The organism is Methylobacterium sp. J-030, assembly GCF_022829545.1.
GTDB lineage: Bacteria > Pseudomonadota > Alphaproteobacteria > Rhizobiales > Beijerinckiaceae > Methylobacterium.
Genome location: NZ_JAKSYM010000277.1, coordinates 1 through 22,721, shown reverse-complemented (window position 1 = coordinate 22,721; position 22,721 = coordinate 1). Strand labels below are relative to the sequence as shown.

General features: G+C 66.2%; 16 protein-coding genes and 1 pseudogene. 3 read left to right on the top strand and 14 right to left on the bottom strand.

What is annotated here, in order from left to right; translation table 11 throughout:
• Positions 1–136: 136 nt before the first annotated feature.
• Positions 137–1,705, top strand: a complete 1,569-nt coding sequence (locus MKK75_RS20205; protein ID WP_244044306.1) for an alpha/beta hydrolase domain-containing protein — start codon at positions 137–139, stop codon at positions 1,703–1,705.
• 8 nt (positions 1,706–1,713) lie between these two features.
• Here the strand turns inward: MKK75_RS20205 and MKK75_RS20200 are convergent, their stop codons facing one another.
• From MKK75_RS20200 to MKK75_RS20145, 12 genes are all read right to left on the bottom strand, one after another.
• On the bottom strand, positions 1,714–2,916 hold the full coding sequence (locus tag MKK75_RS20200) for a major royal jelly family protein (RefSeq protein WP_244044305.1): 1,203 nt from the start codon (positions 2,914–2,916) through the stop codon (positions 1,714–1,716).
• Positions 2,917–2,995: 79 nt separating this feature from the next.
• The gene (locus MKK75_RS20195) at positions 2,996–4,069 is read right to left on the bottom strand and encodes a catalase family protein (protein ID WP_244044304.1); all 1,074 of its coding nucleotides are present in this window, start codon (positions 4,067–4,069) and stop codon (positions 2,996–2,998) included.
• Between the two features lie 393 nt (positions 4,070–4,462).
• Positions 4,463–5,101 carry a recombinase family protein gene (locus tag MKK75_RS20190; protein ID WP_244044303.1) on the bottom strand — a complete coding sequence of 213 codons (639 nt, stop codon included), beginning with the start codon at positions 5,099–5,101 and terminating at the stop codon, positions 4,463–4,465.
• 146 nt (positions 5,102–5,247) lie between these two features.
• Positions 5,248–5,817, bottom strand: coding sequence for an SLATT domain-containing protein (locus tag MKK75_RS20185; RefSeq protein WP_244044302.1), 570 nt, complete (start codon positions 5,815–5,817; stop codon positions 5,248–5,250).
• Positions 5,818–5,825: 8 nt separating this feature from the next.
• Positions 5,826–7,139 (bottom strand): SMODS domain-containing nucleotidyltransferase, encoded by a 1,314-nt coding sequence (locus MKK75_RS20180; RefSeq protein WP_244044301.1) that lies wholly within the window; start codon positions 7,137–7,139, stop codon positions 5,826–5,828.
• Between the two features lie 252 nt (positions 7,140–7,391).
• Positions 7,392–9,665, bottom strand: a complete 2,274-nt coding sequence (locus MKK75_RS20175; RefSeq protein WP_244044300.1) for an AAA family ATPase — start codon at positions 9,663–9,665, stop codon at positions 7,392–7,394.
• Positions 9,662–10,129, bottom strand: a complete 468-nt coding sequence (locus MKK75_RS20170; protein WP_244044299.1) for a hypothetical protein — start codon at positions 10,127–10,129, stop codon at positions 9,662–9,664. The genes MKK75_RS20175 and MKK75_RS20170 overlap by 4 nt, the downstream gene beginning before the upstream one ends.
• Complete coding sequence (locus MKK75_RS20165) at positions 10,129–10,548, bottom strand: hypothetical protein (protein WP_244044298.1); 420 nt, start codon at positions 10,546–10,548, stop codon at positions 10,129–10,131. Before MKK75_RS20165 ends, MKK75_RS20170 begins: the two co-directional genes overlap by 1 nt.
• Before the next feature lie 103 nt (positions 10,549–10,651).
• On the bottom strand, positions 10,652–12,760 hold the full coding sequence (locus tag MKK75_RS20160; protein WP_244044297.1) for an integrase: 2,109 nt from the start codon (positions 12,758–12,760) through the stop codon (positions 10,652–10,654).
• Complete coding sequence (locus tag MKK75_RS20155) at positions 12,738–14,735, bottom strand: hypothetical protein (RefSeq protein ID WP_244044296.1); 1,998 nt, start codon at positions 14,733–14,735, stop codon at positions 12,738–12,740. Before MKK75_RS20155 ends, MKK75_RS20160 begins: the two co-directional genes overlap by 23 nt.
• A complete protein-coding gene (locus MKK75_RS20150; RefSeq protein WP_244044295.1) occupies positions 14,732–16,039 on the bottom strand; it encodes a tyrosine-type recombinase/integrase in 1,308 nt (435 codons plus the stop codon). The genes MKK75_RS20155 and MKK75_RS20150 overlap by 4 nt, the downstream gene beginning before the upstream one ends.
• 291 nt (positions 16,040–16,330) lie before the next feature.
• Positions 16,331–20,062: a vitamin B12-dependent ribonucleotide reductase gene (locus tag MKK75_RS20145; protein WP_244044294.1), complete on the bottom strand. Its 3,732-nt coding sequence runs from the start codon at positions 20,060–20,062 to the stop codon at positions 16,331–16,333.
• A gap of 512 nt (positions 20,063–20,574) precedes the next feature.
• Between MKK75_RS20145 and MKK75_RS20140 the strand changes: the two genes are divergently transcribed.
• On the top strand, positions 20,575–20,991 hold the full coding sequence (locus MKK75_RS20140; RefSeq protein ID WP_244044293.1) for an NADH:ubiquinone oxidoreductase subunit NDUFA12: 417 nt from the start codon (positions 20,575–20,577) through the stop codon (positions 20,989–20,991).
• Positions 20,992–21,119: 128 nt separating this feature from the next.
• On the top strand, positions 21,120–21,782 hold the full coding sequence (locus tag MKK75_RS20135; RefSeq protein ID WP_244044292.1) for a DUF2155 domain-containing protein: 663 nt from the start codon (positions 21,120–21,122) through the stop codon (positions 21,780–21,782).
• 7 nt (positions 21,783–21,789) lie between these two features.
• Here MKK75_RS20135 and aat read toward each other — a convergent pair whose 3' ends face one another.
• Both aat and MKK75_RS20125 read right to left on the bottom strand, forming a co-directional pair.
• A complete protein-coding gene (gene aat / locus MKK75_RS20130; RefSeq protein ID WP_244044291.1) occupies positions 21,790–22,461 on the bottom strand; it encodes a leucyl/phenylalanyl-tRNA--protein transferase in 672 nt (223 codons plus the stop codon).
• A gap of 69 nt (positions 22,462–22,530) precedes the next feature.
• Positions 22,531–22,721, bottom strand: a pseudogene (locus tag MKK75_RS20125) (acetyl-CoA carboxylase biotin carboxylase subunit); the annotation flags it as partial.

The following is a 22,721-nucleotide window of genomic DNA, read 5'->3' as shown; positions in this document are numbered from 1 at the left end:
CCGGCAGGGCACGGGCGACGTCGGACATCCGTACGTAACGACGTGGCGTCGCCCTCCACTTGCGCTGGCGTTTGGCCGCGGCGATGGTCGCGGGTGGATCCAGCTCGGAGGAAGCCGGATCGGCACAGGGATCGCCATGGGCCGTTTTCTGAGCGCAGTCGCGCTGCTCGCCGTCGTATTGGGCGGAAGCGCCGCGCAGGCCGCGGTGACCCGCCTGGAGATCACCGACCGCCAGCCCTACGGCACGTTCGCGGCAGGGGATTACGTCCGTCTCGAAGGTACGGTGCATGGGGAGCTCGCACCGGACGAGGCCGGCATTCCCGACCTCGACAAGGCGGAGCGCACGAAGGATGGCAAGGTCGCCTTCGCGGCCCGCATCATCCTGTTCATCCCGGCCGATTCCGCCGCTGGCAACGGCGCGCTGCTGGTTGACGTACCGAATCGCGGCAACGCCTACGCGAGCGCACTCTACAACAGTCCCCGGACCCTCCCGATGCAGTCCGGCAATCTGGAACCCGGCACCGGCTTCCTGGAGGATCGTGGTTACGCCGTAGCGGAGATCTATTGGGAACTCGGCCGCGGGGCGGATCTGCCGGCTTTCACGGATGGAGACGGGAAGCGGCGCTTCGTCGAGGGCGTCGGCTTCGCGATCGTCCGCGACGCGGCGGATTTCCTGGCTCACGCGGCGGCCGATCCCGCGGGCACGCCCAATCCCCTGGCCGGAGCCATCAACCGGACGATCGGAACCGGCAAATCCCAGGACGGCCGGTTCCTCAAGACCTTCTTGCTGCACGGCTTCAACATCGCGCAGGGGCGGCGGGTGTTCGACGGGATGCACGTCTTCGTCTCGGGCGCGGGCCTGCTGCCGATCCTGCAATCCGGCACGGGACCGCATTCGAGCGGTGACCGGACGCCGAACTTCGCCGATCCAGAGTTTCCCGGCGTGAACGACGGGCCGCTGACGATCGGCGAGATCGTCGGCACGGTTGAGGGGCGCGGGGAAGTGCCGCCGAAGATGATGCTGCTCAACTCGACGGTGGATTACGCATCCCTGCGCGCATCCCTCGGCCGGACCGGCGCCCACGGCACCGCCGACCTGCCGCTGCCGGCCAACGTGCGGATGTACGACGTGGCCGGAGCCTCGCACGTCACCGTGGTGAAGGCGGAAAGCTGCACGCTCCCGCCCGGTCGGCTCGATTGGGCGCCCGTGGCCCGCGCGACACTTCAGCGTCTCGACGCCTGGGTGGCCCGGAACGCGCAGCCGCCCGCGACGCGGCTGATGCCGCTGCAGCCCGCCCCCGGCGATCCGAATGTCCTGCAGGCACCGAAGGCGCTTCCCGGGGCGATCGTGCAGGTGCCGCAGCGCGATGCGGACGGCAACCCGATCGGCGGCGTGCGGCTGCCGGATATCGCGGTCCCGCTCGGCGTCCATGGTGGGCAGAACGCACCGCTGGCCACGTTCACCTGCTCGCTGGTCGGAGCATACCAGCCGTTCGCCCGCACACGCCCGTCTAACGACACCGGCCAGCCATCGCTCGCCGAGCGGTACAAGGACCAGCAGGACTACGTGAACCGTGTCCGCACGGCCGCCCGCACCGCGCAGGACGAGGGTTTCCTGCTACCGGCGGATGTCGCAGTGATCGTCAACGCCGCCGCCGAGACCCCGCTGTTCGGCCACCACGCGGAGACGGTGCCGCCGCGCTGAGCCGCGGCTCAGCGTGATGCCCCCCCGGTCGAGCCCGTGACGTCGCCCGGGCCGGACTTGATCGCCCACAGCTCGGTCGGCAGGCTGATCGGTGCGCCGGGCTTATAGTCGGCCGAATCCTGGATGTGCGAGGTCGTCACGTAGATCGTACCGTCCGGCCCCTCGCTGAACGTATCGGGCCAGCGCAGCTGCGGATCCTGGATCAGGGTGGTGAGGCTCGATCCGGCCTGCGCGAGGTCGCGGACCTTCACAGAATTGTCCTGCGGCGAGGTCACGTACATCCGCCCGTCCTTGCGGGCGATCAGCAGGCCATCGGCGGGGCCGTTCTCGCCGACCGTCACGATCTTCCCGCCCAGCGTCCGATCGCTCAGCATCTCGGGGACGAAGGACGATGTCGCCCAGCCGGTGAGCGCGTCGGTCGGCAGGCTGTAGAGCGTCCTGCCCTTGATCGCCTGCCAGTACAGCGTCTTGCCGTCGGGCGAGAGGGCGATGCCATCGGCCGCGAAGTTCACACCGCGTCCGTCGGGCCGGCGCAGGGGCTTGCCGTCGTACTGAACGGTGACGCTCTTGTCCGGCATGGTCGAGCCGTGGCCGGAGAGGACGCGCTTGGCCGATCCGCTGTCGAGATCCACCACGATCAGCGCACCCTCCGCGCCGGAATCGGTGAGGTAGGCGGTCTTGCCGTCCGGCGCGATGCGCACGTCGTTGATGTAGGAGGCTTGCAGGACGGTGCTGGTGTCGAACGGGATGGTCTTCACCACCTTATTGGTCTTCAGGTCGATCCCGACGAGTTTCGGGCCGTCCTTGATGACGTGCGCCATCGCGGGCGCGGCCGCATCGACCACCCAGAGCCGGTCCTGCTGATCGGCGACGACGCTCTGGACGCAGACGAAGTGGGTCTTGGGGTCGACCGTGTCGGCTTTCGCGTTGCGCCAGCCGTTCCACTCGGCGTCCGGGAAGGGCACCGGCTTGCCGTCCTTCAGTTCGGCGACCGAGACCGGGGCGTCCTCGCTCCAGCGGGGGAAGTTGACGAACAGGCGCCCGTCCCGGCTCACCGTGATGCCGGTGACCTGATGGTCGAAGCTCGCGACCTTGGCCAGAGATGCCTGGCCGGACGGCTTGTCCTGAGCCCGGGCGGGGGCGGAGAGCAGCGCCGCGCCGGATAGCAGAGCCAGGGCGAGCCCGGGACGAGAGACGGCGCGAGACTTCATGGTTAGCACTCCGAAGGATGTGTCGGCCCAACACGCCAGACCGGCCCCGGGGTCCCGTGAACCCCGGGGCCCGTCGCACTCAGCGTGCCGCCGGTTCGTGGATCGGGCAGCCGTTGAAGCGCGCGCGGAACTCGGCCGAGTGCCGGTACGGCGCGTTGCGGGCGCGGTTGATGTTGCCGAGCGGCCGGTGCGCCGCGAGGCCGGTCCAGACGCTGAATCGCATCCCCTCGTCGACCGCCTGCACCCGGGCCGCGTCCCAGCTGTCCTGCGGGCCGACCGTGATGGTGGCGACCCGGTGGAACGGCGCCTCCGCCTCGTCCCACGCGACGGTCGGATCCTCGACCGGCTGGCGCTCCAGGTCGCGGCAGAGCTGCACCCGGAATTCCCAAACACCCTCGGTGCCGGCCATCTCCGAGCGGACGGTCTCGCGAATCGCGTCGGGCCGGCCGGAGGCGTCGATCTCGGTGCCGGTGCGGGCGGTCAGACCGGGGGAGACCGGGCGGAGGGAGAATTTGGCGATGTAGTCGCCGTAGCGGAACGGCGTGACGCTGTAATAAGTCTCACCGAGGGGATCGACGTTCGGCGCGCCGCCGAGGGACGCAAGGGTCGAGCTCTCGACGCCGACCGCGTGCAGCGCCCTGTTGACCCCGCGCAGCACCGTCGAGGCGGCGACCTTCAGCCCCTCGGCCCGATCGGTGGTGCCGGCGAGCAACTTGAGGCTCCCGAGGAATTTTTGGGCGTTCGGCGCCTGGAAGACCGGGCCGTTGACCATGATGAAGTTCTGCGTCGTCCCGTCCGCATCCGGCAGGCGCTCGCCGGGGGCGTCGAGCACCTTCAGGGCGAGGCCGCGCGGCAGCGAGACGGCATCGGGCAGGATGTCGCCCGCATTGGTCGACATCCGCAAGTACACCCTGTGCTCACCGGGCTTTGCGAACAGGCCCTGGGCCAGTTCCGGCGGCAATCCGTCCTCGATCCGCATCACGCCTTCGAGGATGCCGTGGGCCTTGGCGTGGACCGAGCGCACCGCATGTCCGGAATCGTCGGCGACGCGCTGCAGGATCGTGTCGAAGGTCTGGCACAGTGCCGCGATGGTCTCACCCTCGTCAGGCTTCACCACCTCGACGTCGGGGCTGTAGCGCACAGGTGCCTGCAAGGTCCGTCTCCGCCTTTGTGCCAGGACAGAACTTGCGGCGGCCTGTGTCGTTCCGAATTGTGTGGCAAACGATCGTCCGTCAACGACCTAGGCACTTCCTCTCCATTTCGGAAGCGGCTCGACGCGGCGCCGCCAGGGCGGCACCGCGTCGATGATCGGTCAGCGCGCGGGCGCTGACGCTACGAGCAGCCGGTGGTGCTGCCACAATTATAATACGGGTACAGGCACTTTCGTATGTATATAGAATGGTTTGACGCTCGGCATATGCCGACGACCTTGTTACGACCAGGGTACGACGGAATAACCGGGACCGTCGACGGCTCGTACCCACCGATGTCCGACTGGGCCGCATAGACGGCCGATGGACGGTCGGCAGCTGGAACACTCGAGCCATCATCGAGATGCCTCGACCTGCGCCGCGGCGTGCACCCGCTTGGCGACCTTCGCGATCGTGGCGCGGCTCGCCCCGGTGGTTGCTCTGACCGAGGACCAGGGGATCCCCGCTGCCAGCATTCGCGCGATCCCATCGTTGCGAGCGACGTTCTCGATCCGGCCTTTGTAGCGCCCCTCTACCTTCGCGCGGGCCTGCCCCTCGGCCTGCCGCCGACGCCGATCATCGTAGTCCTTGCGTGCGACCGCCGCGAGCATGTCCAGCAGCATGCCGTTCACGGCCTCGAACATCCGGGCGGTGAAGGCGTCCGTGGCCGAGGACGCCATGCTCCAAGAGGTCGGCAGGTCGAGCGCCACGATGCGCACGCGCCGGACGCCAATCTCGGCCTTCAAAGCCTCCCAGTCGTCCGCGGTCAGGCGGGACAGGCGGTCGACCTGCTCAATCAGCATTACGTCGCCCGGATGGGCGTCGCGAAGGAGCCGAAACAACTCGGGGCGGGCCAGGCGTGCACCGCTCTCGTTCTCAACGTACCAAGCCGCGATCCGAAGATCGCGCTCGGTGGCGAACGCCTCCAGCGCCGTGCGCGCCCGCTCAGCGTCCTGCTCTTGGGTCGAAGCGCGCATGTAGGCCCGCACGTGCATCGCGTCTTCCGGTCCGCTTAGGATGGTACGATGATGTCCGGTACGCTATGGATGGTCAAGTTGACCCCACGAGGCCATCGCCTGGCTAGTCTGTTGGGGGTACACCCCAATCGAACTGCCCGAATTTCAAGACCAAGGTAATGCGATCAGTTGCGCCACAGGAGATAGGCTCCGGCGGGCAGAGCCACAGCGAGTACTACGAGCGCCATCCTCAGCGATAAAGGTACCATATCCTTCCAGGTAAATTGTCGCTGCTCGTTTATCCATGCTCTTTCTTGCTGTGCGAAAAACTTGTAGTGCGTGAACCAATCTGAAAATAATATTTGCTTGCTGATTGATACAGCATAAAAGTCGCTCTCGAGTTCTGTTAGGCGAGCGCGGCTTTGCTCTATGTCAGAACCACCTTGGACCTCATAATATAAATCTCGAAGCTGATTGTAAATTTGGGTCAGCTTCCGACCGACCTCATCGTATTCTTTGCTTCGATAGGCTGCGATATAGACGTTGCATAGCCCAAGCACGGCAAGACAGGCTGAGGGTACCTTTGCAGAGAGGGGCTCCCAAACCAACGCGAATATTCCGACCGCGCTTGATATGAAGCCGATCCAACCCGGCACTTTCTCGACAAGGTCGAAGGTCGCAAAATGCTTCTTCGCGCCGAACCCTACGTTGTAGCCGGTGTTGGCGATCGCCTTGAGAAGACCAGCTTTGTCCACCGGATGTCCTACTCGGTTATGGGAACGTGAATGCGATCTTTGGCGACGACGACCCCGTCTTTCACGGCGTAGCACTCTACAATATGGTCGCCCCGAAAGTTGGTCCTTTCGATCTTCTCCAGACGGCCATTATCCGGTACGATCTCGCCTCGAATACAATCACGCCTCACGGCCGTGGGACCTCTGTTGAGCACCTTCCACAGCAACGTGAAGGGCTGGGGTACGTCGGTATCAGCAACGAAGAATTTCAAGTCCTTCTTTGCCTGGAGAACGCGGCTCGCGGCGAGCAAGCTGCGTAGCAGAGATGGGCGAAAGCCATCCTGCTTTACCTCGCACTCCAGTTCGATATCGAAGCGGATATCGATTTGGTACATGTCCTCGATAAAGCGTTCGGTGTTTCGAGCTTCGTAGCCCTCAGACTTGAGAACGGACTCCATGACGGCATCCGCAGCCGTGGTTGCAACGGGTCTGGGCGGGAAGTTCGAACCGAAAACTTTGCGCCAGCGGTCGTTGCGATAATCTTGAGTTTCCGCCTCGATCGCTTTCAAACAAAGCTCGTACGCCTTCTTTGCCTTTCTACGAAAATCCTTCTTTACCTTCACACGCTGACCGCTACCCAGTGCGGCGTAATAATCTTGCTTCGGCTGATCCTTTAGAAACGCGAAGAAATCTCGGCTCATCCAATCGTAATATAGGTAACTCTTCCCGTCGTAAGCAACAGTTTGTTTCAAGAAGTTGTAGGCGAGCGTGTCTATCAGCAACCCGCCCATTGCAACGCCATGCTTGTTTTTCCAAGCGCGGGCCATCCGAGCCAGCCGACGTAGGTTGTCATTCTTCTGCGCGTTAAATTCCATCATCGCCTTGAGTTCATCTCGCGGCTTGGTGATTTTCCAGCTTCCTTCCTTGTAGCTATCTGGATATTTGTAAGAGCTATCGCTCTGCTCAAAAACAGGCTGAACCTCGATATGGAAGTTTGAGTAGAGCACGCGTACTACGAGGCGATCGACTTTGACAGTGGTGGAGGGGTATCGGGCTTTTATGGCTGCTGCGCAGTCAGAGAGAAGCCGAAACTGACCGCCGTCCTTATAGTCACTCCATGTTCCGGCCGGCATAATATAAAGCATGTCGAGATCGGAAACGCCTTTGATGGCCGTATGACGACCATAGGAGCCGACCTGCAGACTGTTGGCAGTTTTGGACTCCGTATCTCGGAACTTCTTATTCAGCGCAGCGGTAATCTCGCCGTAGCGTGTCGAAATTGTCAGGCCGTTCGTAATCTTGATATTGCCAAGAAAGCTTCGAAACGCATCCGCAACGCTCATGGCGCTTTCCAATGAGGCCACGCAATGCGCGCGACAGCAAGATCTCGCATCATGAAGAATTTCTCGACGACCCGCTAACCCTGCGATTGGCATTGAGCGAGAAAGTTGTGAAATGGGGCCGGGACACGAGAGCACCCACACGGTAGCGAGCCTCATAGCCGCGAGGCCAAGTGATTGCCCCTACGGCGAAAAACGTTACTTCCAAGCACGTCATCCGAAGGCGTTAGTGCACAGGGCTCTGCGTTTGAATGGCTAAGCTTCGACGAAGCAATCCTGCGATGGCTCTCGAGTTTCAAGAACTGCTTCACCCGCTCCATTCGGTGCTGAATTCGTCCACTGCAATCCTACGAGCCGACGTTCAGCGGCCCACGATTGACGCAGCAGCGCCTCGATCGTTTTCTCCTGTCCAACGAGCACCACTTGGCGCTCAGCCCGTGTGATTGCGGTGTAGAGCCAGGAGGGATCGAGCAGCCGCGACGGGGTGAGCGCGATGATCACCCGTCCCGCCTGAGAGCCCTGAGCCCGGTGGCAAGTCAAAGCATAGCCGAGCGCAACGTCGAGGAGCGCATCGCGTGTGAAGCGATGGTGCTCACCGTCGAATTCGGCCACCAGGTCATCCGCTTGAAGGGCTTCGACCCGGCCCATGCTGCCATTCCAGAGGCCGCGCTCGTAGTCGTTGCGTTCGTGGACGACGGGTTCGCCGACGCAGAAGCGGTCGCCCAGAGGCGAAGTCATCTCCGACGCGCCCGTTGCGGCGAGGTGGAGCGCGTGCAGACCTTCGTTGAGAGCGCGCACACCGGCGCCGCCCGCGCGGGTCGGCGCGACTACGAGCACATCCTCGCCCACGAGGTCCCCGTAGGCTCGTAGCACCCCGTCCTCGATCGCCGTGGAATCCCCGGCCGGCAGAAGCGAAACGCCGTCCTCCAGCCCAGTGTAGGGCCGCAGCGTGGGCATACGCCGCTCGCGCACCGCAGCCGCCACCGCGGGGATGCCGCTCGCGTTGCTCTGCCGGTGGACGACCGTCAGGCTCGCCGTGATCCCTTCGTCCGCGACAAGGCGGTGGAACACGAGGCCGAAGCCGACCGGCGGCAGCTGGCGCTCGTCGCCGACGAGTAGCAGGCGGGCCCCGTCGGGCATCCGGCGCAGGAGCGCGTGCATCGTGGCTATGTCGACCATGGAAGCCTCGTCGACAATGACGAGGCTGCGCGGCGTGATTTCGGCGAGCTGCAGGAGGCGTGCTTCCCGTCCCAGCCGCTCGGGACCATCGACCTCCGCGAGGGAGCCGGCAATCCGCGCACGGTCGTCGAGCTCCCGGATCAGCCGCGCGAGCGTGCGGGCGAGGCGGCCTGTCGCGCGCGACAGACGCAGGGCGGCCTTGCCGGCGAGCGCCGCGAGCACGACGTTGCCGCCCGATGCCTCCCAGGCCTGGCAGACAGCGCGGGTGACGTGCGTCTTGCCTACGCCCGCACCTCCGCGCAGGCAGCCGAACGGCAGGGCGAGCACCTTCTCGACCGCGGCACGCTGTTCGGGATGGAGCGCGTCTGTGCCGGTCTGGAGTCTCGTGTTCCGCTCTACGCCTTCCGGGATGCCGAACGAGGCTCCGCGGCCCTCCAGCATGGCCCTGAGGCGAACGATGACGGCCTCCTCCATGAGGGCGCATCCGGGGGCACGCCACGTACTGGCATCCCAAGCCACGACGGCACCGTTGCGCGCACCCACCGCGAGCGCCTCCTCGACGCGCGCATGGCCCCCCGGCACGCCAAGGCGGTCGGCGACCCGCGACCGGAGGTCCGCGGCGGCGACCATAGTGTCGCCCCCGGCGATGACGTCCCGCATCGCAGCGTCGACGGCCCCGACGAGGCGATCCGGCGCGTCCTCGACCCCACTCCGCCCCGCCTCGCGCAGGAGGCGGCAGCCCAGCGCATCGACCTTCGCCCACGGCAGGAGCGGGACGAGGCACCACGGATTCCGATCGAGCGTCGCCACAGCCTCTGCGCCGAGCACGGCGGCGACGCGCCGGGCGACGCGGACGTCGTCGACGCCGCGGGCCTGGAGCCAGGCGAAGAGCCGCGCCTCGGCGTCGGCCTCTCGCCAGGCTCGCACCGTCAGCGCCGCGACTTGCGGGCCCAGCAGCGGACGATCCGGCGCGATGACCCGGCCGATCTCGACGAGGTCCCCCGCGAGCAGCACCGCCGGTAGGTCCATCCCGTAGGCGGTCCACAAGCGGTCGGCCCGCTCGCGGCCGATGCCCGGCACGTGCGCCGCGAGGAAGTCTCGCACGAGGGTGCCGCTCGGCAGGTCGCGTACGGCCCGCGTGGCGTCCATTTGCGGCCCCCAAGGGGTATCCGCGACCGCCCCCTCGACGCGCCAGGTCTCGCCGACGGCGGGAGCCCCCGCCAGGACGCGGCGGAGCGCCCGGACGCGCAGGGCAGCACCCGGTACACCGTGATCGTCGACGACGTGGGTCGCCAGGATCACGCCGAAGTCGCGCTCGGAAACGATCCGCCGGATCATCACTAGGGTCATGGCGCAGATCCCAGCCGCACGACCATGCCGGTCTCCTCGAGTAGCGAGAGCTGGCCGCGCAGGGAGGCGACCTCCCGGCGCAAGGCGTCGATGACGACCTCGCGCTCGGCGACCACCTGCCGGAGGTCCGAGGCCTCATCGGAGAGCCTGCTGATCCGGCGGCGCGCGGCATCATCGCCCCCGCCTGCGGAGCGGCTGCCAATGGTGGCGAGGCCCTGCTGCGTGGCAATGGCGTCGACCGCCGCGCGCAACTCGGGCTTCGTGAAGAGATGCTGCTCGTGGTGGGGTACGATCCGGTCGTCGCGGGCATGCAGGTCAAGCACGACCTGCCGGACATTCACCTTGCCGTTCGTCGCGGGCAACGTGGGCGTCCGGCGTCCCGCCGCCTCCCAAGCCTGCTGGCGCTCCTCGAGGTACGGCTCCAGCACGGCGGCGATCAAGGGGACGATGGAGGGCTTGGCCATCAGTCCTGCCCCTTCCTGCGCATTCGCACGACGTTTTCGCCCGCTAGCTCGGCCCGTAGCCGGGCGACCTCGTCCCTCAGCAGCGCGTTCTCCTCGGCGAGGCGTGCCAGCGCTATGCGGTTTTCGTGGTAGTCGAGGTCGGCCTCGTGCCAGACCGCCATGATTTCGCGGGTCTCGTCCTTCGCCGCGTCCGCTCGCTCGGTGACAAGCCGCCGGATCGACGATGCGCCGTGCACGGTAAGCTTGTTGATACCTTGCAACCACGCCTGAACCTTCTCCTTCGTAGCGACGTGATGCGGTTTTTCGAGGACAGATGAACTGAGCTTTGCGACGCGGAGAACCCCCTGAATGTTGATCTCGCCTGTTCCATTAGGATAGACGCCCTTATTGGCATCCACCTCGGCCTCAATCTCGCGCATGGCCGCCTCACACTTCGCGCGCGTCGTGTCGGCACGCGAGGCGGCCGCCTGTCGGCCGATGTCGGGCAAATTTTGGACCGGTTGCTCTAACGGACGAGTAGGATCACGCGATCTCCTCGGCATGGCGGCCCTCCTCCCAAACGCGTGCGACTGTTGGGCTGCGAGCGATCCACGCCAGGCGCAGGTCGTCCCAACGGCAGAGGTTCGCGAGGAGCTGCCCCTCGTAGCTTGCGGCGACCATGTCCGCCCCGTCTTCGACTGCGGCCTCAATCTCGGCGACAAGTGTCGCGATCGTGTCCTCGCATTGGGCTCGAGCCCGTGCGACTTCGAAGCGATGGCCGCATTCCGTCCGGCAGCTGCCGGGATCGGGGAAGCCCTTTTTCCGCGTACACGGTCCGGCTTGGCCCGGGCCCTTCGTGCAAATGACACCCGGCCTCACGATTTCCCAACGGCCGCCACCGAGGGTCAGCATCTCACCGGCGGCGCGCTTGTCGTCGGTTCCGAGCGCGGTCAGTCCCTGTCGCATAGCGAACGCCTCGATGCCGGCTTTGAGTGGCGCGGCAGCAGCTCCGCCGGCCGCATCGGCGAGTGCGTCCTCGACCGCCTCCTCGGCGAGCGCGATCGCTGCCTCCTTTGCTACGGCTCGCGCCTCCTGAGCAATCTCTGGGTTCGAGAGCATGTACCGAAGCGTCATCTCCAGGTCGCGATGGCCGAACAGATCCATCAGCACCTGCGGCGCGCTGACGACCGTGAGCGCCGCAAGGCGTGCCATTGTGTGCCGCCAGCGATGGAGATGGGGCCGGTCCTCCCCCGCAAGGTCCGAGAGCCCGAGGTGTTTGGCTGCCATCACGGCAGGCTCGGTGAGGTTGAGAAGTGGCAGGCCGCGCACCCCGCCTGTCGCCCGACCGGCCATGACCCAAAGGTGATCCGTGCCATCCGGACGGCAGCGCCGAGCGAGGTCCATCTGTAGCGCGACCGCGCGCACGGCCGCGGGATGGAGCGGCCAGTCCCGGAGCTTCCCGCCGACCTCCTCGCGCAGCTTGAAGGTCTTCGCCGCGAACCGTGCGGTGTCCCCGTCCACGAGCGAGGCGTTGTTCGCCGAGGCGAGTTCCCCGTGGCGGGCACCGGTGCAGAAGGCCACCATGCATAGATTGAGCGCTTGGAGGACGACGACCATCTGACTGATCGTGCTGGCGTCCCGCGGCGGCCAGGCGTCGGACGCCTCGGTGCGCTGTCCGGCCTGTTGGTTGATCTTGAAGGGCAGTTGCGTAATCGGCCGGCCTTCCGCATCGCGCCAATCGACGGCTTGGATGAGGCGACGTCGACGGTCGATGACTGCCGGATTGCCGGAGGTCTGGCCGCGCAGGGCTGCCTCGTCCACGATCCGCATCAGACCCGACCAGCATTCGAGGACCTGCGGGCCGAGGTTGCGTTGCAGCCAGAGACCACGCCGCAGAAGTTCGGTCACAAATTCATCGGGCAGGGGCTGCCAGCTGCCATCCTCCGACTTCTTCTGTCGTACGAAGGCAGGGGCTCGACGGGATGGCTCGGATCGGGGCGTGCCATTTAATGCGGCCACATCTCTGTCGCCGTCCTTGAGTCTGTCGCCGTCCTTGAGAAGGTAAGGGTAGTCGGAGAGCAGGCCCCTCTTGCCGGCCTCTGCGAGGTCACGCAGCAAGGCCAGTGCAGCGACGCGCCCGCGGTCTGTGGTACCGACGTCGTCGAGCAGTGTCTTTAGGTCTGATCTCGACAGGTGCGCCCATACGCGACCGTCCGTCGAGGGACGGCGGGCGACCTGCCAAGCGACCGCCTGCAAAAAGAGGCGGGCGCGGCTAAGCCACGAGCTCGGTGCATACTGCCTCATGCCAGTGTCCGTCCGGCGCGGGAGCCATAAGGCAAGGAGGGCGCGGCGCACGCTCTCGTCGCGCACGCGCGCTGATCCGGAAAGATCGCCGGTAGAACCAAGCAGGATGCGTAGGTCGAGGCTTCTACTGGTAAGGCGTTGTAGTGCCCCACCGGGCATCCAGGCCTCTGGCACGATGATCACGGGATCGCCGAGCCGCGATTTTGGGAAGATCTCGATGCCGGAGATCTCGGACCACGGCCGCGCGGCAAGCGTGTCATAGTCGCCGATCCCGACGGCAAGGCCGACCCGCCAATTATCGACGGATCCGGCCTCTCCGGCGAGGTCAGTATGCGGGATAGGTATCATGGGCGATGATGTCCCCGCTGCGTAACTTGGCGCGCCAACTTTCTGTCTCGGCCTCGACCGCCTCCGGGTCGAAGCCCTTCAGCGTCGCCTCTAAGGATTGAAGCTCGTCGTCAAAGCTCGATCCCGACCAAGCGGCGAAGGGCATCTGTCGGAAGATATGCTCGAGTTCGGCGCGCGCCCGTGCGAGCGCCGGCAGGCTGTCGGTGAACACAATGCCGTGCGGGCATCCTGTGCAGCGCTGCACCCGGCAGAGCATGCCCTCGCGGTGATCGGGCGCGACCTCCGGCGGCGGGTTCCTGGGTTCGAGGCAACCCATGCCGAGGCGCGTGCGATGGCGATGGTCGGCGAGGCGCTCTGCTACCTCGGGCGCGATCTTGCCCTCTTGGACGAGGATGCGCAGGCGGGTGGGGTCCACGACACCACCGTCTTCGATCTCCGCGAACACGGCGTCGTGCACCTTACGGATCATCTGCTCCGAGTCCGCGCGGAAGCGGCGGCGCTTGATGTAGTGCCTGAGTTGCCGGGCATCCTTGTGCTGCGCGGCCAACCGAGCAAAAATTACGGCCTGCCCGCTCGCCGCGTAGACGTGCCCGATCCAGGCATCGCGAGCGATCGACGTACCGAACATCGCCAACGAGGGGTGCTCCTCAAGAAGACCTTCCCTCTCGGCGACGAGGCGGGCCATGTCGTTCAGCTTTGCGCTGTCGTCATGCGAGAAGGCGTTCACCTCGCCGACCTTGTTCACGACGTGATAGAGCCATGGGCTCCGCACTGCTGCTCGCAGGCGGTCGATCTCGGCCCGGACGGCAGGCGAGGACAGTGCTGCGTGTTGGGCTTCGGCCTCCGCGAGGCGATGGCGCAAGGTTGCGCGAAGTGGTCTGGTGCGTGCAATCATGTATTGGACGAGCTGGAAGGGATGCCATTCCGGCGTCTCCTTCGACATCGCGACGACGCGTGTCCCAGACCGCGCCTTGAAGGCGTGCAGGGCTTTGAACTCGCCCTCGTGCGGATGATCGCGGAACCAGGTGCGGTCCTCGGTCACGTCGAGCGAGACCGCCGTGGCCAGGTTCCAGCCGGTGCTGAGCAGGAAGAGCCAGAGGAAGACCGCAGTGTCGTGGTAGCTCGGATGAAACCACCGCAGCTTGCCCACAAACCCTTGACGGCCGCGCTCAGTCATACCGGGCGCGAGGTACTCGGGTCCGTCGAACATCTGGGTCGTCGGGTCATTGGCCTTGTGCAAGCCTTGGGCACTGGCGGCGTAGAACTCTGCCTTGCTGCATAGGCGCGTGTGAGTAAGCTCGTGGATCAGCCAAGCGTGATTTGCGCGGACGTGCCATGCTGCGGGCTCGACGCGGCCCGTGCGCGGGCCCAATCCGCGGGGGTCTTCCCCCTGCGCCGCGAGCCGCTCGCCTTCAACGAACATCCGCTTTATGCTGCGCGCCTCCCCCTTAAAGGCGTTGAACAGGCGTTGCACCCCTTTTAAGTCAACATCGTCTTGAAGCTTTGGCTCGACGTCGGTACGCGCGGGCCAAAACATCGGTCGCGCGCAGGCGAGTTCCCGCATACGATCGACCGTCGTCTTGATGATCTGGTAGGCACTAACATTTTTTGTCTCAGCGTCGAAGCGACGCTTGAGAAGGGGGCCGTGTGCATCTTTCAGGTCGGCGACGGATTGCACCAAGTCGCCTTGCTCGATCGCGTCGAGGAAGCGAAACAAGGCCCTCAACGCGGCGCGAATACCTCTTGAAGCGCTGGCGCTTGGACTCGTGCGACGGTAGTAGACCGCGATTTCGCGAGCGAACGTTGGCCGGCCACTGAAGTCACCTCCCCAATGCCGGCGTCCAGCGGCGGATTGGTCCTCGAGCCGTCCGCCAACCGCGAACTCTGAGAGGTCGACCTCGTATGCTCGCTCCGCGCCGGGCTCGACCCAGAAGCGCAGGTTGGCGTCGCCGACGGTCGTCGATTCGGTCGTCATCGCATCGCGTCCGTCGAGTTGATTGGCTCAGACAGGTATCGGTGCCAGCCAAGCGCGTGCCGGGCGACACCGGCGGCGGTCTGTATCCATCGCAGGTAGAGGTAGGTCGTCGACTCGTCGACGTGCCCGAGCTGTCGTCGCAGCATCGAGAGCCAGTGCTGCGACTGCATGGCAATCCAGTCCGGGCCGAGTTGCTTTAGGGTTCTCCCGTGCGCTCGTGCTTCGTCCTCCAGGGCATGGAGGATCCAGAAGCAGGCGAAGGCATGCCGAGCGAAGTGGGGATGCCACTTCGACGGGCCCGGTCGGACGTCCGCGAACACGCGATAGATCGTATGCGCCTTGAGCGGTGTTCCCTCGTGTCCTTTTGAGTCTGACAGGAAAAGATGTTTGGGTTCCTTCGGGTAGCTGCCGACCCGCCTGCGATGTAGGACCAGCATCCTGAGGCGGTCGGTGTCGGCCCACCGCCGTAGCTCCATCGCGAAGGCGAGCGGGACGTCTATCGTGCGGCCGCGTCCGCCTTTCGTCTTCGTCAGCTTGATTGCGGCGAATGCCTTGCCGCGCCGACCGAGGTCCGCGAGCCGCTCTGCGTCCGGGAGCTGACCGACGGTCAGATGCACGAGCTCATCCCTGCGGACCCCGGTCTCAAGGATGAAGCGTGCTGCGAGCGTCTTCGCTTGGCCGCGACGCTCGCGGACCAGTAACAGCCAGTCGCGGACCTCTTCCGGAGTCGGGAGGTCGGCTTCGACACCGACGTCATCGCTCATCGAGACCTTCGCGCGGCCGGGCCGGACGCTCGCTTGTCGCACCGTCGTGCGCGACGAGATGCCTGCCAAGATCTTAGTTTGCGTCGAGATGCGTCGCAGCGCGAAGGGATCGCGCAGGCCGTGGTCCGACGCCCATGTCAGGAAGTTGGTGGCTTCGTCGGCCCGGAAGTTGGCGGTTGCGGGTCGAAGTGGTCGTCCGTTCGATGACCAGCGCCCGTCGACTTGCTCCTGCTGGTAGGCGAGGACATCGTCGTAAGACAGGCTCTTCCAGTCGCGCTGCCGGATCTCACACCAATCGATGAAGTTCGAAAGGCTGTACGCGATCTTCAAAATCGTCTGCTGGCTCGGCCGACTGCGCGCTCCGAGCCCATCGCCCTGGTGATCGGACGGGTGCCACACTAGCTTGGCGCGCTCGCGCAAATAGAGGTTGTGCTGCTGGCAGTAGCGGAACGTGGTGTCGAAGAGCGCGGGCACGTGCTTGACGTCGCCGTAGCCTTTTCGCTCAAGGCGCTCCGGGTCCGGAATGAAAACTGTGACCATGCAAAAATGCCTTGAGTGGATCTCTAACCCAATGCCGCTCAACAGGGCGTTACGGGTGGGGCACGAATGCACGCCGCGTGTTCAACCCTCGTGAGTGCGATGGCTGTCTGCTGCGTCCACCGTCCGCATGGTTCCATCTTCGCAGGCGTGTGGCTCCCGCCACGAACGAAAGCGGCGGCCAGTTGCCTGGCCGCCGCTCGTTCTGTGTCAAGCCACGTAATAACGATTGTAGGGTAGTTCAAGCCACAGTTCAGGGCACGTGACTGAGATGCAGAGGTACGGTCGTAATAGTCAACTACACCCGGTCGTGGAACCGCAGGTGTCGCACTTCAGGCAGGTGCCGTTGCGGACCAGCGTGAAGTTCGCGCATTCCGGGCAGGCCTCGCCGACATAGCCCTTCATCTTCGCCTCGGCGCGCCGGTCGGCGACGCTCCGCTCCGCCTTTGCGAAGGGGAGGGCGTCGGCGATCGTCTCGGCCTGACCGGCCAGGGCCGGCTCCGCCTTCAGCGCGGTGCTGCCGCGGATCGCGTGGACCGTGCCGCCGGCCGGAGCCGACTGCCCGGCACTCGCCGCCCCGACACCGACCGTCCCACCGGCCGGGCCGCCCTGGATCAGGGTGAGCCGGTCGGCCGAGCCGCGGAGCAGGCCGCGGGAGACGACCGAGGAGGCGGCTGCGGGCTTCGGACCCTCGCGGGTCGTGTCGCCGCTCTCGCCGCCGCCGATCACGGTGCCGCCGATCTCGGCGGGGCTGACATGGGCGAGGTCGGCGCGGCCGAGATACGAGACCGCCAGCTCCCGGAACACGTAATCGAGGAGCGAGGTCGCGTTCTTGATCGCGTCGTTGCCCTGCACGAAACCGGCCGGCTCAAACCGCGTGAAGGTGAAGGCCTCGACGTACTCCTCCAGCGGCACGCCGTACTGGAGGCCGAGCGAGATCGCGATGGCGAAGTTGTTCATCAGGCTCCGGAAGGTCGCGCCCTCCTTGTGCATGTCGATGAAGATCTCGCCGAGGCGGCCGTCGTCGTACTCGCCGGTGCGCAGGTAGACCTTGTGGCCGCCCACCACCGCCTTCTGGGTGTAGCCCTTCCGGCGGGTCGGCAGCTTCTCCCGGGAGCGGATGCGCTCGACGCGCTCGATCACCCGCTCGACGATCTTCTCCGCGACAGCCGCGGCCTTGGCGGCGGCCGGGGCCTGAAGCAGAGCCTCGATCCCCTCATCCGCCTCGTCGTCCTCGTCGGCGATCAGAGCCGAGTTGAGCGGCTGGGACAGCTTGGAGCCGTCGCGGTAGAGGGCGTTCGCCTTGAGGGCGAGGCGCCAGGACAGCAGGTAGGCCGCCTTGCAATCCTCCACGGTCGCGTCGTTCGGCATGTTGATGGTCTTGGAGATCGCCCCCGAGATGAAGGGCTGCGCCGCCGCCATCATGCGGATGTGGCTCTCGACCGAGAGGTAGCGCTTGCCGATCCGGCCGCAGGGGTTGGCGCAGTCGAACACCGGGTAGTGCTCGAGCTTGAGGAAGGGCGCGCCCTCCAGCGTCATCGCCCCGCAGATATGGGTGTTGGCGGCCTCGATCTCCTTCTTGGTGAAGCCGAGGAACGGCAGCAGCTCGAAGGTCGGATCCGAGAGCTTGTCCGCGGGGACCTTCAGGGTCTGGATGAGGAAGTCGTCACCGAGGGTCCAGCGATTGAACACGAACTTGATGTCGAAGGCCGACTTCAAGCCCTTCTCCACCGCGGCGATCTTCTCATCCGAAAAACCCTTGGCCCGCAGGGTCGTCGGGTTGATGCCCGGCGCCTGGCCCATCGAGCCGTGGCCGACCGCGTAGGCCTCGATCTCGGCGATCTCGGATTCGCGGTAGCCCAGCGCGCGCAGGGCATCCGGCGCCGCCTGGTTGATGATCTTGAAGTAGCCGCCGCCCGCGAGCTTCTTGAACTTCACCAGTGCGAAGTCCGGCTCAATGCCGGTGGTATCGCAATCCATCACGAGGCCGATCGTGCCGGTCGGCGCGATCACGGTGGCCTGCGCGTTGCGGTAGCCGTGCTGCTCGCCGAGCTTCAGTGCCCGATCCCAGGCGGCCCGGGCGTGGTCGCCGAGATCGGCCTGCGGGATGTTGGCGTGATCGAGGGCGACCGGCGCGACGTTCAGGAACTCGTAGCCCTCGGCCTCGCCGTGGGCGGCCCGGCGGTGGTTGCGGATCACCCGCAGCATCGCGTCGGCATTCTCCTCGTAGCCCGGGAAGGTTCCGAGCTCGGCCGCCATCTCGGCCGAGGTGGCGTAGGCGACACCCGTCATGATCGCGGTGAGCGCGCCGGCCAGAGCCCGACCCGCCTCGGAATCATAGGGCAGGCCCATGGTCATCAGCAGGCCGCCGATATTGGCGTAGCCAAGCCCGAGCGTCCGGTAGCGATAGGACAGCTCCGCGATCTCCTTCGACGGGAACTGCGCCATCATCACGGAGATCTCGAGCACCACCGTCCAGAGGCGGTTGAGATGCTCGAACGCCTCCACGTCGAAGCGCTTGGTCTCGCGATCGTACATCGTCAGCAGGTTCGCCGAGGCGAGATTGCAGGCGGTGTCGTCGAGGAACATGTACTCGGAGCACGGGTTCGAGGCCCGGATCCGCCCGCCCGCCGGGCAGGTGTGCCAGTCGTTCATCGTGGTGTTGAAATGCAAGCCCGGATCCGCCGAGGCCCAGGCGGCCTCGCCGATCCGCTCCCACAACTCGCGGGCCTTGAGGGTCTTGGCGACCTTGCCGGTGGTTCGGGCCCGCAGGGTCCAGTCGGCATCCGCCTCGACGGCGCGCAGGAAGTCGTCGGTCAGCGAGACCGAGTTGTTGGAGTTCTGGCCGGCCACCGTGAGGTAGGCCTCAGAATCCCAGTCGGTGTCGTAGACGGGGAACTCGATCTTGGTGAAGCCCTGGCGGGCGAACTGCACCACGCGCTTGATGTAGGCATCCGGCACCGAGGCGCGGCGGGCGGCCTTGATCTCGCGCTTGAGGGCCGGGTTGCGCTCCGGATCGAAGCAGGCATCACCCTCGGCCTCGCATTGCGTGCAGGCCTTCATCACCAGGTTCAGGTGCTTGGACACGACCTTCGAGCCGGTCACCAGGGCGGCGACCTTCTGCTCTTCCTTGACCTTCCAGTCGATGAACGACTCGATATCCGGATGGTCGATATCGACGATCACCATCTTGGCCGCGCGCCGCGTGGTCCCGCCCGACTTGATCGCGCCGGCCGCCCGGTCGCCGATCTTGAGGAAGCTCATCAGGCCGGACGACTTGCCGCCGCCGCCCAGCTTCTCGTTCTCGCCGCGCAGCAACGAGAAGTTCGAGCCGGTGCCCGAGCCGTACTTGAACAGGCGCGCCTCGCGCACCCACAAGTCCATGATGCCGCCCTCGTTCACGAGGTCGTCCTGGACCGACTGGATGAAGCAGGCATGCGGCTGCGGGTGCTCGTAGGCCGAGGCCGACTTGGTCAGCGCGCCGGTCTGCGGGTCGCAATAGTAGTGGCCCTGGCTCGGACCATCGATGCCGTAGGCCCAATGCAGGCCGGTGTTGAACCATTGCGGCGAGTTCGGCGCCACCATCTGGCCGGCCAGCATGAAGCGCAGCTCGTCCATGAAGGCCGAGGCGTCCTCCTCCGACGAGAAATACCCGCCCTTCCAGCCCCAATAGGTCCAGCAGCCGGCGAGCCGGTCGAACACCTGCGTGGCGGAGGATTCGGAGACGAAGCGCTCGTCCTCGGGAAGCTCGGCCAGCGCGGCGTCATCGGGGACCGAGCGCCACAGGAAGGACGGGACCGCGTTCTCCTCAACCTTGCGCGACCGGGCCGGGACGCCTGCCTTGCGGAAATACTTCTGCGCGAGCACGTCGCTCGCCACCTGGCTCCAGCTCTCCGGCACGTCGATCCCGTCGAGGCGGAACACCACCGACCCGTCCGGGTTGCGGATCTCGCTCAGCGCCTTCCGGAAGGGGATCCCGGCATAGGGCGACTGTCCGGCCGTGGTGTAGCGACGCTCGACCCGCATGAAACGCACCTCTCCCGACGGGACGCGACGGTCCCGGCTCCGCGCGGCGCGGAGTCTGTGCCCGATGGTGGGATGCGAACCCGTTCACGCCCATAGGTTGAGCGCGCCCCGGATACGCCGATGAATTCGTGGAACGGCCGCCCCAGCTCAATGCGCCACTCCGCAGCGCGACCGATGACGGGACGATACCGCCGTCTGCGCGCTCACGTCAACAAGTAGTGTGCACCGACTCCGTTCCCCGCTAGATGTTGTGCCGGCTCGCATAATCCTGTGGATATCTCAGTCGCCGCCGATAAGTGTCCTTCCGGCTTCCGGGAATCGGATCGGGATTATTTTCGATTCACAGCCCCTGGTTGGGCAGGTCCCGGCCGGCACGTTGTGGTGCGACGAACTGCGCAGCGCGGTTTGCCGCCCGGCGACACAGAGCGTCACCCGCTGGACTCGCGCAGGCTCGATCACCATAAGGACGCCGAACGGCGCCCGCACGGCGCGGCACGATTCCGGGATCGACGATGGCGTTGAAGGACACTCTGCTGCGCGTCTTCACGTGGTGGAACGGTCAGACCGTCTCCCTCGCGCTCCAGACTGCACGAAGCGGCATCTTCGTCGGCGAGGACGATTTCGGGAACAAGTACTACAAGGCCGAGGGACCGATGATCGACCGCTCCGTCGGCTCGGAGCGGCGCTGGGTCGTCTACAACGGCTATGCCGACGCCTCGAAGGTCCCGCCGGGCTGGCGCGGCTGGCTGTGCCACAACGTCGATGTCGCGCCGAGCGAGGAGGCCTACCAGCCGCACGGGTGGCAGAAGCCGCATATGGAGAACCAGACCGGCACGCCCAACGCCTATCGTCCGCAGGGCTCGCAGCTGTCCTGGGGCCAGCGGCCGGCGGCCACGGGTGATTATGTGTCCTGGACGCCGGGCGAGTAGCACGCGGCGCCGGACGGGCCGGGGGCGCCCTTTTGCCGCCACCGTTCCAGTATTGATAGCGGTCCACTCGACATGTCCGCCGCGCAACACGTAGCGCGGCCGGCCGCCCTCGCCTCGGGATCCGCGCCTTGAGCCGCATCACAGCCCTCGCACGCCTGGCGCTCGTCCCGGGCTTCGCGCTCGCCCTCTGCGCCGGCCCGGCGGCCGCCGACAAGATCAAGAACCCGACCGCGGTGTTCTCGGGCCTCGACAAGATCACCGGACGGATCGTGTCCTTCGAAGTCGCGGTGGACGAGACGGTGCAGTTCGGCGCCCTGCAGCTCACCCCGCGGGTCTGCTACACCCGTCCGCCGACCGAGAGCCCCAAGACCACGGCGTTCCTCGAAGTCGACGAGGTCACCCTCGACAACAAGTATCGGCGGATCTTTACCGGGTGGATGTTCGCGTCGAGCCCCGGGCTGCACGCGATCGAGCATCCGATCTACGATGTGTGGTTGGTCGACTGCAAAGGTGGCGCCGACGTGATCGCCGAGGCCAAGGAGCAGGAAGACGTCCCGGCCGTCGCGGCGAAGCCCGAGAAGGCCAAGCGTCCGGCCAAGGACGCCACCAAGACCGCCCAGCAGATCAACGCCGCCGGTCAGGTCGATGTCGAGGCGCCCCGCGGCGTGCCGGTCCAGCCGCGCCAGAAGCCCTCGCGCAAATTCTTCCCGTCGAACGAGGGCCCGGCAGCGGCTCCGCCGCCTCCGCCGCAGCCGCAGCCGCAGAACCTGTTCGACGCGCTGTTCCGCTGAGCCGGCGCTACGCGTCGGCGCCCAGTGCCTCCAGAACCCGGGCACCCGGCACCGAGCCGTCCCCCGGCCAGACATTCCAGTCGGCGACCTGATCGAGCGCCTCGGCGAGGCGGCGCTTGTAGACATGCCGCGGCAGCTCCTCCGCGCCGAACTGCGCGAGGTGGTCGGTCACGAACTGCGTGTCGGCGAGCCGGTACCGCCCGGCGCGTAGGCGGCCCATGAGGTGCACCAGCGCGACTTTCGAGGCGTCCCGGACCTCGTGGAACATGCTCTCGCCGAAAAAGGCCGCCCCGAGCGAGACGCCGTACAGGCCGCCGATCAGCCGCCCCTCCGCGTAGACCTCGACCGTGTGGACGTGACCGAGATCGAACAGAGCGCCGTAGAGATCGCGGATGCGGCCGTTGATCCAGGTCCGCTCGCTGTCGCGGCGTGGGGCAGCGCAGCCCTCGATGACGCCGTCGAAATCCGTATCGCAGCGCACCGCGAACTGGTCGGACCGCACGGTCCGGGCGAGTCGCCGGGGCACGCGGAACGCGTCGAGGGGCAGGACGCCGCGCGCCTTGGGCTCGACCCAGTAGAGGGTCGGGTCGTGCGCGTCCTCGGCCATCGGGAAGATGCCCGCCGCGTAGGCCTTGAGCAGGATCTCGGGGGTGATGTCCACGCGGTGGCTGTCGTGCATGGCCTGAGTGTCGCGCGCAGGCAGTGCGAAGACCAGAGGCGGCGCGCGCCGGCGTCGCCGCAGCCCCGTTCAGGCCCTCATGCCCCCGTCTTCGAGGAAATGCTCCAGCCAGTGGATGTCGTAAAGGCCGTTCTGCACGTCCGCGTTGCGGACCAGGGTCCGGAACAGCGGCAGGGTCGTGTCGATGCCGTCGATCACGAACTCGTCGAGCGCCCGGCGCAGGCGCATCAGGCACTCGTTGCGGGTGCGGCCGTGCACGA

Coding starts and splice junctions, on each gene's coding strand:
- MKK75_RS20160 (WP_244044297.1), bottom strand. CDS start 12,760: ATGATACCTATCCCGCATACTGACCTCGCCGGAGAGGCCGGATCCGTC.
- MKK75_RS20170 (WP_244044299.1), bottom strand. CDS start 10,129: ATGGCCAAGCCCTCCATCGTCCCCTTGATCGCCGCCGTGCTGGAGCCG.
- MKK75_RS20140 (WP_244044293.1), top strand. CDS start 20,575: ATGGCGTTGAAGGACACTCTGCTGCGCGTCTTCACGTGGTGGAACGGT.
- MKK75_RS20205 (WP_244044306.1), top strand. CDS start 137: ATGGGCCGTTTTCTGAGCGCAGTCGCGCTGCTCGCCGTCGTATTGGGC.
- MKK75_RS20175 (WP_244044300.1), bottom strand. CDS start 9,665: ATGACCCTAGTGATGATCCGGCGGATCGTTTCCGAGCGCGACTTCGGC.
- MKK75_RS20150 (WP_244044295.1), bottom strand. CDS start 16,039: ATGGTCACAGTTTTCATTCCGGACCCGGAGCGCCTTGAGCGAAAAGGC.
- aat (WP_244044291.1), bottom strand. CDS start 22,461: ATGCACGACAGCCACCGCGTGGACATCACCCCCGAGATCCTGCTCAAG.
- MKK75_RS20165 (WP_244044298.1), bottom strand. CDS start 10,548: ATGCGCGAGATTGAGGCCGAGGTGGATGCCAATAAGGGCGTCTATCCT.
- MKK75_RS20200 (WP_244044305.1), bottom strand. CDS start 2,916: ATGAAGTCTCGCGCCGTCTCTCGTCCCGGGCTCGCCCTGGCTCTGCTA.
- MKK75_RS20145 (WP_244044294.1), bottom strand. CDS start 20,062: ATGCGGGTCGAGCGTCGCTACACCACGGCCGGACAGTCGCCCTATGCC.
- MKK75_RS20180 (WP_244044301.1), bottom strand. CDS start 7,139: ATGAGCGTTGCGGATGCGTTTCGAAGCTTTCTTGGCAATATCAAGATT.
- MKK75_RS20190 (WP_244044303.1), bottom strand. CDS start 5,101: ATGCACGTGCGGGCCTACATGCGCGCTTCGACCCAAGAGCAGGACGCT.
- MKK75_RS20155 (WP_244044296.1), bottom strand. CDS start 14,735: ATGACGACCGAATCGACGACCGTCGGCGACGCCAACCTGCGCTTCTGG.